11 protein-coding genes are annotated in these 12147 nt (G+C 44.4%); 4 read left to right on the top strand and 7 right to left on the bottom strand.

The annotated features are described in order from the left end of the window. Positions 1-10 precede the first annotated feature (10 nt). From MCJ35_RS30400 to MCJ35_RS30390, 3 genes are read left to right on the top strand one after another with little or no spacing between them, the layout of a single operon-like run. Entirely contained in the window at positions 11-1042 is a 1032-nt protein-coding gene (locus MCJ35_RS30400; RefSeq protein WP_025483780.1) for a DctP family TRAP transporter solute-binding subunit, read from the top strand. A gap of 31 nt (positions 1043-1073) precedes the next feature. Next, positions 1074-1571: a TRAP transporter small permease gene (locus tag MCJ35_RS30395; RefSeq protein ID WP_162158525.1), complete on the top strand. Its 498-nt coding sequence runs from the start codon at positions 1074-1076 to the stop codon at positions 1569-1571. A 2-nt stretch (positions 1572-1573) separates the two neighbouring features. Further along, complete coding sequence (locus tag MCJ35_RS30390; RefSeq protein WP_025483783.1) at positions 1574-2869, top strand: TRAP transporter large permease; 1296 nt, start codon at positions 1574-1576, stop codon at positions 2867-2869. Positions 2870-2960: 91 nt separating this feature from the next. Here MCJ35_RS30390 and MCJ35_RS30385 read toward each other — a convergent pair whose 3' ends face one another. Genes MCJ35_RS30385 through MCJ35_RS31740 form a run of 7 tightly spaced genes read right to left on the bottom strand, consistent with a single transcriptional unit; the run spans position 2961 to position 10847 of the window. Next, positions 2961-4412 carry a Na+/H+ antiporter NhaC family protein gene (locus tag MCJ35_RS30385; RefSeq protein ID WP_025483784.1) on the bottom strand — a complete coding sequence of 484 codons (1452 nt, stop codon included), beginning with the start codon at positions 4410-4412 and terminating at the stop codon, positions 2961-2963. 34 nt (positions 4413-4446) lie between these two features. Continuing rightward, positions 4447-5922: an NAD(P)/FAD-dependent oxidoreductase gene (locus MCJ35_RS30380; protein WP_025483785.1), complete on the bottom strand. Its 1476-nt coding sequence runs from the start codon at positions 5920-5922 to the stop codon at positions 4447-4449. A gap of 4 nt (positions 5923-5926) precedes the next feature. Beyond that, complete coding sequence (locus tag MCJ35_RS30375; protein ID WP_025483787.1) at positions 5927-6289, bottom strand: DUF1667 domain-containing protein; 363 nt, start codon at positions 6287-6289, stop codon at positions 5927-5929. Continuing rightward, on the bottom strand, positions 6286-7545 hold the full coding sequence (locus MCJ35_RS30370) for an NAD(P)/FAD-dependent oxidoreductase (protein ID WP_025483789.1): 1260 nt from the start codon (positions 7543-7545) through the stop codon (positions 6286-6288). The genes MCJ35_RS30375 and MCJ35_RS30370 overlap by 4 nt, the downstream gene beginning before the upstream one ends. Positions 7546-7562: 17 nt before the next feature. Next, a complete protein-coding gene (locus tag MCJ35_RS30365) occupies positions 7563-9059 on the bottom strand; it encodes an FGGY family carbohydrate kinase (protein WP_025483790.1) in 1497 nt (498 codons plus the stop codon). A 47-nt stretch (positions 9060-9106) separates the two neighbouring features. Then, a complete protein-coding gene (locus MCJ35_RS30360) occupies positions 9107-10702 on the bottom strand; it encodes a sodium:solute symporter family protein (RefSeq protein ID WP_025483792.1) in 1596 nt (531 codons plus the stop codon). A gap of 10 nt (positions 10703-10712) precedes the next feature. Next, entirely contained in the window at positions 10713-10847 is a 135-nt protein-coding gene (locus MCJ35_RS31740; protein ID WP_275891651.1) for a hypothetical protein, read from the bottom strand. Between the two features lie 506 nt (positions 10848-11353). Between MCJ35_RS31740 and MCJ35_RS30355 the strand changes: the two genes are divergently transcribed. Next, entirely contained in the window at positions 11354-12130 is a 777-nt protein-coding gene (locus tag MCJ35_RS30355) for a DeoR/GlpR family DNA-binding transcription regulator (protein WP_025483793.1), read from the top strand. Positions 12131-12147: the final 17 nt, after the last annotated feature.

Here is a 12147-nt window from a genome sequence, read left to right as displayed (position 1 = left end):
GAATGTCAAAATGAAAAAATGTTTCGTCAGTATCTTATTAACAGGAGCCCTACTGTGTTCCATGACAGGCTGCGGACAGAACGCCAGCACGGATACGGGCACGGTCCAGCAGGATGCGTTGCAATCCGGCAAAGAAAAAGGACAGATCCACATACGTCTGGGTATTGGCGCCAATGCAGAATCCAGCCTTGGAAAAGGCGCCCAGTATATGTGCGATAAAGTAGAAGAATACTCCAATGGGGAAATTACCATGGAATTGTTTGCTGACAGTCTGCTTGGCGGTGACAGGGATATGATTGAAGGTGTCAGCCTTGGAACAATTGAAATGTGCAATGTAGCAACCGGTACGGTCGGGAATTTCTCTGATGCATTTTTTGTACTGGATATGCCCTATGTGGTAACTGACCGCCAGACCGCCTATGATGCACTGGACGGTGATACCGGCAGGAATATCCTCAATACCTTAAACAATACCGGCATCTATGGCCTTAGCTTTTGGGAACTGGGATACCGCCAGCTTTTCACTACCAACAAAATCGTCTCCAGCCCTTCCGATTTAAAAGGACTGAAAATCCGTGTTATGGAAAATGACCTTCATATCGCCCTGTGGAACGGAATGGGTGCGTATGCAACCCCCATGTCTGTCAGCGAAGTCTTCACTGCTTTACAGCAAGGTACCATTGACGCTATGGAAAATCCTATAGGACCTATTCTGACCGGAAAATATTATGAAGCCGCGCCAAACTGCATCCTTACCAACCATATATACAGTGCAACTGTCAATATGATTAATAAAGACCTATATGACAGCCTTACCGATGAGCAGCGCGGAATACTTAAGCGGGCAGATGCCGAGGCGCGCGCATACGAACGCCAACTGGTCCAGGAAGAGGATCTGAGTGCAATTGAAGAGTGGAAGGCTGCCGGCGGAACGGTTACAGAAGTGAATATAGATGAATGGCAGGATGCTGCTGGTTTTATCTTTGATGACTTCAGCGACAAAATAGACATGAATGTCGTTAATGCACTCAGAGGGGAATAGTTTGTCTGACAGGAAAGGGTTGGCATGTTATATGAAACATTTGAAAATGATAGTAATGAAAACAGAACGATATTTTTGCGGAATTATGCTTGCTGTTATGTTAATCGTAGTGTTCCTGTCCACAGTGGGCAGATACACAGGTTTATTCCGGATGAGCTGGGGTGATGAGGCCGCACGCTACTGCATGCTTTGGACTGTTTTTATTGGTTCCGGATACGGCGCGCTGAAAGGAGAGTTATTTAATGTCAGTGTTGTTGCTGATAAGATGCCTCCCGTGATTCAAAAAGCATTCATTATCATACGCACGTTAATTGTAATCATATTCTGTGGATTTACCATTTATTACGGAATACTGGTTGTAAACCGACAGATTATGATGCTCCAGACCAGTCCCTCACTAAAAATACCCATGTGGATAATGTATGCCTGTGTTCCTGTCGGCGGTCTGTCCATCATGATTCATTACATTGCAAAAGGTATCATTGATTTACGGAAGTATCATGCATCCCTCAGAAAGGAGGATGAATAAAAATGGCAACTGGCATTTTCCTGATTGCATCCATGCTCTTTTTTCTGGTCTTTGGTACTCCTATTGCTGCATCTGTCGGTGTGTCAACCGCATTCAGTATGATTTTGGCAGGTGATATTCAGGCTCTACCTACGATTGCCCAGAAAATGTTCACTTCCATTGATTCGTTTCCGCTTCTGGCCCTTCCTCTGTTTACACTGGCAGGCGCATTGATGGAAGTAAGCGGTATCTCAGAGCGGCTGGTTAATTTTATGAAACTGGTCTTCCATAGGCTTCCGGCCGCATCCGCATGTATTACTACCATTTCCGCTGCCTTTTTCGGAGCGATATCAGGATCCGCACCGGCAACCGCGGCAGCTATCGGCGGAGTCATGATTAAACCCATGGTTAAAAATGGATATAATCCGGAAGACGCAGCTGCAATCAATGCAGCTTCCGGATCCATTGGCATTATCATTCCACCAAGTATACCAATGGTGGTATTCGCAACAACTGCATCTGTATCAATCGGAGCACTGTTTATGGGCGGGGTTGTTCCTGGATTGATTGTTGTAGCAACATTCTGTGGTATGCATATTGTCCGCTACCATAAGATAGAGCGCAGCGATGCTGAGCGAATCCCTCTAAGACAGGGTATCCAATCCTTCTTCGATGCCATCTTCGCTTTGGGTATGCCAGTGATTATTCTGGGCGGAATCTACGGCGGTATCTTCACTCCAACAGAAGCAGCCGCAGTATCCTGCATCTATGCCCTTATTGTGGGGGCATTTATATACCGGACACTGTCACTTAAGCAGATTCTTGAAACGCTGCAGAGTGTAGGCGTCAAAGTAGGGGCCATGCTCATTATTGTCAGCTCCGCCTCTGTTATGGCCTGGTATGTATCCAGCAGCGGGTTGGCGAAGCTGGTAGCCGCCTCCGTGCTTTCCGGACTCAGCAGTAAACTTGCAATTTTGACAGTCATTAACATTCTGCTGTTTGTTTTGGGGTGCTTTTTAGACCCCACGTCAATCATCCTGCTGACATGTCCCATCATCCTCCCCATCACAGCCCAATTGGGCATGAGTCCTGTTGCTGTCGGTGTATTCATGACTGTCAATATTGCTGTGGGTATGGTTACTCCTCCGCTAGCCGGAACGATTTATATCTCAAATCAGATGGCTGGTCTGGACTCCATTGGTCCTATGACCAAACGCCTGTTACCCTACATCGCAGCCATGATTCTGATTACGCTTTTAATTACATATATTCCGGAAATCAGCCTTGCTTTACCTTCCATGCTTGGAATGGCTATTTAGGCAGGAAAAGGAAAAGAAATCCCTCCGGTACAAAATATCACACCGGAGGGACATACCATTCATATAACGTCCTCTAAAATTCAAGGGCGAATCATACAGCATCCACTTGGGGATCCACCTCTTCCACCGTCAGTTTCCTCGTAAATTTCCCCGTGAAGGCAAATACAATGTTTAATATGAAAGACGTCCAGAAAGGAATCATAAAAAAGGTATATTCAAAATTATTCACCCCCAGCACAGAAAGACATAGCGCTCCACTGGCAGACCAGGGAAGCATGGCATTCCATAGGGCCCCATTCATGGACATAGTTCTTGCAAGGACCTCCGGGTGCAACCCTTTCTTCCTGTAAGCTTCCTTGTAGATGCTGCCATTAAGCAGGCTTGAAACATTGGCAGAACCGGTAAATGAAACACCAATTAACGTTGTAATGGATGTATACAATACCAGGAAACCGCTATTATCCACCTTTTTAAGTGCACAATTCATAATCCGTTCCAGCATTCCCATTCGTTTGATGACTCCGGCAAAAGAAAAAGCAAACAAAAGCATGATTATTGTTCCGGCAAAGTCCATAATGCCACCTCTGGTTAAAAGGCCATCTAAAAACTGATCCCCTGTAGAACACACATACCCGGACCACATCATATTAGTAACCCCGCCCCAAGTCTCTCCCTGCAGTATGACAGCCTCTGCCATACCTATCAGAGAAGCAATAATCACTCCTGGTAATATCGGAAATTTTATAAATACAAGTGCAAATATCACCACTAGTGGAATAAGTGTTAATGGAGACAGGTTAAAGCCCAGCGCAAGGGAATTTATCAGGCTGTCCGCGGTATGGACCTGTGCTGTATTAATAGTCATATTCATTCCAATGAAAAAATAGGCAACAGCACCCACAATCATCCCTGGGATAAAGGGAAGTAATGTGCTTTTAATTGTACCAATGACATCAGCGGTACCTGCGCTGACGGAGGCAATGACTGGAACCTCATTAATAGGGGAAGCCACATCACCTACAAAACAGCCACTGACAATAGCCGCAGCCGCCAGAGGTGCGGGTACCCCCAAGGCTGTCCCAATCCCCATAAAGGCCAGTCCGATAGAAGGCAGCAAGGCCCAGGGCTGCCCTGTAAAAAATGAAGCGCAGGAAGTAATAAGAAATGCGACAAAAAGAAATATATCAGGATTCAATAATTTTAATCCCCAATAGAACAAAAATGGAATGGTGCCGCTCGCAATCCATGACGCACTGATAAATCCAACAAACAGGCAGAACAGCAAACCGAACAAAACCTCGGCAATTGTTTTTGTGATACTGTCAAAAAGGGAGTCCCAGGAAATTTTCAGGACCAGCATCGCATATGTACAGCATAACACCAATGCCAGCAGGATACCCATAGCAATAGGAAACTGTTTACTGAGTGCCGGATATCCTATTACAACAATAGACATAATAAATACCAAAACCGCTTCACCTAAATTTATCTGGCGTTCGGCTTTTATAACGTTTACACCAGAATTCTGATTCTTTTCAGACATTGTCTTTCCTCCTTAGCCTGCCTAATGGTTATCTTCAGGAAATATTGTCCTTTGCCCAGTCTGATTGTTTCCGGCTATAGCCGCTTATCATATTAGAGCCAAGGTTGTTTTTTAGTATCTCTGTTGAATCCTTACCCAATTCACGGCAAAGTATCTCCATTACTTTCGGGGTACAAAACCCTCCCTGGCAGCGTCCCATCCCCGCCCGGAGACGACGCTTAATACCGTCAACCGTTCCAGCGCCGGGAATACGGTGAATGGCCTGGATGATTTCGGCTTCTGTCACTGTTTCACACCGGCAGATAACCCTCCCGTAAAGAGGATTGGAAGAAATCATCCGCTCTCTTTCCATAGGGGTAGCCGCTGCAAAACAGGGGATAGCCGCCCGTTTTCGGATATAGTGGTTCTTCCGTTCAAAAACGATACCTTTATCTTCGAACAACATACGTACATATTTGCCAATCCCAAGGCTTGTGCCTATTCCATCGGAACGCATCCCACTTATTTCAAAATATCCTTTCACCTTTCTTGAAAAACCGATGAAATAGCCTTCCGGAGTCCTGGTCGGACGCAATCCGGAAAACTCAGTAATGGCATCATCCAGGTTCAGATTCGGTATGATGGCCCTTACGTCCTTTTCAATATCCTTTAACCCTTCTGATGTCACTTTCGTATCTGTTTTATCAGCTATATCCTCTGCCGTAGGTCCCACCAGCATATTGCCATGTGCAGTCGGCAGCATTAGCTTGCCACGCGTGTAAGGGGTTGGCGCAGGCATTATGATATGGGATACCCTGCATTTTGTATTTTTATCCAGTATAAAAAACTGTCCTTTCCTTGGATGTACTGTAAAATCAACTGTTCCTTCAATCATCCTGCATATCTCATCGCTATGCAGACCGGCTGCGTTGATTACCCATTGTGCCTGTATCCTGCCCTGACTTGTATTTATGTACCGGATTTCGTCATTTTCCACTCCCGCCCCTGTCACTTCACAGTTGAGAATAAATTCTACTCCATTAGCAGCGCTGTTTTCTGCCTGGGCATAGACCAAATCAAACGTATCCACAACCGTCTCCCTCGGACTATAGATTGCCCCCAGCATTCCTTTTGCCAGTTCCGGCTCCATTGCTTCAGTCTCGTCCCTGCTCATGAATTCCACATCATAATCGCAGTTGGCCCTTGCATTATCCAATCTCTTTTTCAGTACATCCATTTGAAGACAATCATAAGCCGGCATAATACATCCGCAGGGATTATGGCATATCTCTAAATCCCGAAGAACCCCGTCAAACATCATCCTCGATGCGTGGGAAAGCTGATACACCAGGCTTCCCGGGGTATTTGCATACCCCGTACCTATAATTGAACTGCAGGCAGGCGTTGCGTCCCCCCCTACATCTCCATTTTTATCAACAACCGTAATCTTAATATTATAGTGTGCAAATTCGCGGGCAATAGCAACGCCTACTGCCCCGCAGCCAATAATCAATATATCCGTCTTTATCATTTGTCTATACCCTTTTTATACAGGTAGTTGCAACCACGTCAACCCCAGTGTTTAAAATATTATGTATGATTTGCTGATACATCTGTATAGGAGCCTCTATCTCCAGTGTCATTATGATGTCCATGCATTCTTTCATCTTTTCCTTTGGTATAGGATTAGTTGTCCTCACAGAAAAGACAGGCCGCTCACCATGCTTCACCGCCACACTGGAGGTGAGTGTGCGCATAGGACATATAAATTCATTCATTGCATACTCCCTACCCCTGGGACATCTATTTCCAGTAACACTGTTGATGCTTATCCCTCCGCCCTCCACAACTATATTACAGCCAGAAGGGCAGATAACACATGTGATAGATTTCGTCATTCATTCCCCTCCTTCACACTTATGATTATATCCCCATTTACAGCCTGCATCATTTCCTTTGACAGGACCAGTTTATCCATCTCTCCAGGACTTACACGGGCGGACCTGCGGGAAGTAATTATCCGGGAATTGCACAAAACGGACATTGTTACCTTATTCATTGGACGGCGTACCCTAAAGAATAAATCGGCCTCGTCTTCAGTGCAGGCAAGCAGCTGGGGACAGACATAGCTTACGCCCTGACCCGCAACTGTATTTATGTGTATCATCTGAGGCAGTTTGTCCGCAGCATATAAAGCTGCACTTTTTCCTGCAATCTGGCTTTCCCTGGTAACATTATCCACTAAATCATTGACATGAAGCACATTCCCACATGCAAAAATCCCTTTGATGCTTGTCTGCATGAACTGATCAACTACAGGGCCTTTCGTTGCAGCGGAAAGCTTAATACCAGCATCCATACTCAACTCATTTTCCGGGACCAATCCCACTGATAACAGTACCGTATCACATTCGATTATTTCCTCACTCCCCCTCACTGGTATTTTGTCATCATCCACTTTACATATGGTTACACTTTCAACCCTGTTTATGCCCGAAATATCAGTTATGGTATGCGCTAATTTAAGCGGTATGCCATAATCATCCAAGCACTGGACTTTGTTCCTGATAAGTCCGGACAAATAGGGAAGTATTTCTACAACAGCCCTCACCTCAGCGCCCTCCAGCGTCATGCGGCGTGCCATTATCATACCAATATCACCTGAACCCAAAATCACAATTTTCCTTCCCACCAGTTCCCCCTTTATGTTCAGCATACGCTGGGCAGTACCTGCTGTATATATTCCTGCCGCCCTTGTTCCTGGGATTTTTATGGCTCCCCGGGTCCTTTCCCTGCATCCCATAGCTAAAACAATAGCCTTTGCGTTAACCTCGAACATACCCTTTTGTGGATTAACGGCACAGATATACCCCTTTTCAAGACTCAATACCATGGTATCCAGTAGAATGCTTATATCGTATTCTGCAGCTTTTCGGAAAAATCTGTAAGCATATTCCGGACCTGTCAGCTCTTCCCCAAAATAATCCAAGCCAAAACCAGGATGTATACACTGCTGAAGTATCCCTCCCGGATGGGTATCCCGCTCAATGATAAGTACATCCCCCGCACCAGATTCTCTTGCAGATATTGCAGCCGCAAGTCCTGCAGGTCCTGCACCTATGATTACTATGTCATATTTTTCCTTTTGTTCCATCGAACATTACCTTCCCTTTATTTTGTATGTATCCAACCAAGACTTCGTTCTACTGCACGATGCCATAACTCCACTGTTGTCTGACGCTGATCCTGACTCATGGCAGGTTCAAAACGGTATTTCAAATCCACACAATTCTTTATATCACTGAGCGCTGAAAACTCCCCTTGTGCATATGCTGAAAGGATAGCCGCCCCATAGGCGCTCATTTCCTTCTCTTCCGGAACCTCTACCGGTATATTCATTAAATCGGCCTGGAGCTGCATAAGAAATTTATTCTCCACCATCCCGCCATCCACGCGTACCCAATCAATGGGCAGGGACGATTCCTGTTTCATTACCTCAATAATATCCAGTACCTGCAGGGCAATACTCTCCAACATAGCCCGGACAATATGTTCTTTCCTTACTCCGCCGGTCAGGCCAATCATAAGTCCTCTGGCATACTGGTCCCACCAGGGTACGGCCAATCCGGAAAATGCCGGAACGAACACAACTCCGGCGCTGTCAGGAACAGACAGGGCCATTGACTCCGATTGTACAGGATTTTCTAATAGACTGAGATTATTACACATCCACTCCAAACCGGAGCCGGCAATATAGGCGCTTCCGTTCAGGCTGTAACATTTTTTTCCGTCAATCTGCCATGGCAGGGCAGTCATAAGACCTTTTCGGGAAAATATAGGTTTATTTCCCACGTTAAGATTCGCGAAACAACCTGTTCCATAGGAAACCTTAATAGTTCCTGGATTAACACAGCCGTGTGCCAGAAGTGCAGAAGCCCCATCTGTAATGGATGCACAAATAGGTATGGAAACCCCAAAAAACACATCCGGCCTGGTATGACCTTTTATAAAACATGTTTCTCCGATTGGAGGGAGGATACCCATAGGAATCCCAAACAGTTCCAGCATCCTGTCATCCCAGACTGCCTTTTCAATATCCATCAATAAGGTACGGCCTGCGGAACCAGGATCCGTAACGAATACTTCTCCTCCTGAAATCCTCCAGAGAAGATAGGTCTCCAGTGTCCCTGCACGCAGCTCCCCTCTGCAATGCAGTTCCTTGACCCCCTCTACATTATTAAGTATCCAGTTAAATTTAGAAGCGCTAAAGTACGCATCTACGTAGAGACCGGTTGTTTTCTCAATCTCCCCGCTGTGTTCCCGGGCCAGATTGTTGCAGAGGTCGGCAGTACGTTTGTCCTGCCAGACAATCGCATTATAAACCGTCTCACCTGTTCTGGCATTCCACATTGTACAGGTCTCACCCTGATGATCCAGTCCCAGTCCTGCCAGTTCCTTAAAGGAGATTCCGGCATTGTGGACAGCCTCATTGCAAACTTCCAGAAGGGCTTGAAAGATATCCTCCGGATCATGTTCAACCCATCCAGGATGAGGGTAGATCTGCGCATGCTTTTTATATCCTCTGCCCAGGACCTTCCACTTTTGATTTAACACAAGCGCAGTAGTACCTGTAGTTCCCTGATCAATTCCTAAAAAATAATAACCCATCCCATTCTCCTCCGCTGAATTTTTCCACATACCAGGTCAACATTTTTCTAATGCACCACTGCTTTGGTATAAGGCAACGCCCAAAATACAAGAAGTATTACTGTAATGACAATCCCCAAGACGATAGATACCTGGGCATACTTGATGTTACTTCTCAGTTCTTTAATATCCCGTTCTGTCTGAGGGCGTACGTGAAGCATTTTCCTGTAATTTTCTTCAGCAGGCGTGACCTTCGTTACAGCAGAACCCAAGATAAGCCCTAAAACAGATAGTCCCATTCCCAGGAATGCGCTGTCCAGATAAACAGGGACCCCTCCTCCCTTTAGTGTTGTAAACAACTTTACCCCAAAACATCCTGCGAACCCCAAAGACATACTCAGGATAGCACCGTACTTATTGACCCGCTTGCTCCAAATACTTGCATAGGACATTGGAAGCCAGCAGCAGGCCACCAAAGTGGCACCCAGATACATAATCCAAAACAGGGAGGGCGGATTGGCGTAGGCTAATACGAAAACTGCGGCTGAAGCTGCAACAATAGCAATCCTGGCCCAGACAAGACCATCGGATTTATCCTTTTTCCCTAAAATATCTACTGTAAAAAATGACCCAATCAGAGAAAGAAAAGTGGTTGATGAGGAAATCCCTGCCGCAAGCATACCTGTAAGAAATACCACACCGATAATGGTAGGCATCTTATTCATGACAGTCCACAAAACCGCATGACTTTGATTCTGGATATCCGGATTAATCCGGTTAATAAATACACCGGAAATATTTACCACAAATTCAATCAAGAATAGGAATACAGCTGCATAAGCGCCCGACCGTATACAAACGCTCTCATTTTTTGCCATCAGATACCGGCTTGACTGCCATGGTGCAATACTTGCAATAGCTCCCCATACAATACCATAACCACAGGCCCAGATAAAATTCTGAATACCGGTAGGATACATATAATCAAGGTTACAAGTCCAAGCCAGCAGCCCGGGCACCTTATCAAAATTCGCCAGTGCTTCAATGGACGGAAACCAGCCGCCGGCAGCTTTCACAATGAACCCTAAACCAATAATGGAGGCGGATGAAAAAACAGCAAACATAATAGTGTCGGTCAGCAACACTCCCTTTGAGCCGGACAAAGCAGAAATCAGCGTGAATGTAATCATAACCAATACAATACATATAATGTAGGGAGCGCCAGTAACAAAAGACATCAAGGTCCCTAATCCCTGTGTCACAGATAGCAGATACACGACCATGGAAATTATAGCAATAACCGCAGAAAGCTTTCTTACTGCTGTCGAATGAAAACGTACCCCATAGTATTCCGGAAGTGTTGTACATCCGCTCCTCCGCAGATATCGCCCAAAGAAAACAGAGCCATAGATAGGGCCTACCACCTTCATCGTAATAATAGTTAAAAGTGCTGCAAAGAAACCAGCATAGCATTCGCCGGCATCCCCCATATACACCCCACATCCTATGTATGAAGCAACAATGGAGCCGACAATCAAAATAGTAGGGGCATTTCCCTCAGCAATATAAAAATCATTCGCACTTTTTAGTTTACGGCTTACTAAACCTCCAATAATAATATAAAGAGCCATGGAAATAATCATACCTATTAAATAAATATTCATATTATCTTCCTCATCTTCTGGTATTTGAGTCCGTTTCCTGATTCTCTTCTTCCAATTGTTTTAGTTCCCTTTTAAGTTTAATCGTTATCAGCACACCAGCCGCAGCAACCCAACCGCCCAAAAAAAATGCCATAAAAATCTCCAAAATACCCCTCCTTTTAAGAACAACCTATATATCAAGTTTTAATTACGCCGCCATTATATGACTAATCAATCATTTATTTCACCCCCACATCTTTCATCAAATCATCAATCGCTAATTGATTTTTATTATATTTCTACATAAAAACCCATTTTTTTCAACACTTAAAAGCCTTTTTCACAAAAACAAGTTAATTTAATTATAACAATCCTCAAATTAATGTCAATAACTCAATCGTATTTTTTGACTTTTTAGTCATTATTACAATATTTTTTGCTAAACAAAAAGATTATAGCTCTTTTTAATGACTATACAGTCATATATAACCCATTCTTTTTGGAACTTTTAACTTTTCATCCTCCAATCCTGTGGGAAGAAGGACAGAAACATCTTCGCTTTTCTGCTAAAATAAAACATATGCAGTTGTTGAAATCTTCTTTACATGATAAACTATGCATAGGCTTTTAACCGTTTTATACTTCTATCACAAAAGGAAAGGGGAACGCCTGATGCGACGCTCAAAAGAATATATGAATTCCAGACTAGAAGAACTAATTGATTATATTGAGCAAAATGGCAATGTAACTGTAGCTGATATGGTTGACAGATTCCAATTATCTCCATCTACCGTGCGAAGGGCATTGGAGTCCCTGGAACAAAGAGGCCTGGCCATACGGACCCATGGCGGTGTAAAATCGCTTCAGAAAGAAAACTGCCTTTCTTTGGAAATCAAGCCCAATGTAAACAATATTGTCCAAAAAAGCAGAATTGCCCAAAGGGCACGTAAGTTAATTAAAAATGGCGATGTAATCGCCTTGGGATGTGGTTCCACAACTCTGTTTTTAGCCAAATTACTACATGGCATGGACAACCTCACCGTCATAACCGACTCTGCTTATGTGGCAGTTGAGCTTATGGAAGAAGAAAATATAGAGATATATTTGAGCGGGGGAATCATTCACAGCAGATCTGGTGCCGTTTACAGTGCCCAATGTAAAAATCTGTTTGAATCAGCCCTTGTCAACAAGGTATTTATAGGGGCAGACGGGATTTCCCTAGCTTCCCGCTCCATTACGGCAATGGCCCATCTTACGGAAGCCGAGCGTATGATCCTTACTTGCGGGGAAAAAGTTTATGTTCTGGCAGATAATAGTAAATTTGATAAAAAAACCGTTATTGAACGCCTGGCATCTTTCGATGAATTTGACTATTTAATCACGGACAAAAAGCCTTCGGATGACATTATGGAAAAATTAGAGCAGTCTGATATTAAAGTTTTATATTAGCCGGCTCATTCAACAGT

This window comes from Enterocloster sp. OA13 (genome assembly GCF_022440595.1).
Classification (GTDB): Bacteria; Bacillota; Clostridia; order Lachnospirales; family Lachnospiraceae; genus Enterocloster; species Enterocloster hominis.
This window is presented reverse-complemented; position numbering and strand designations above follow the sequence as displayed.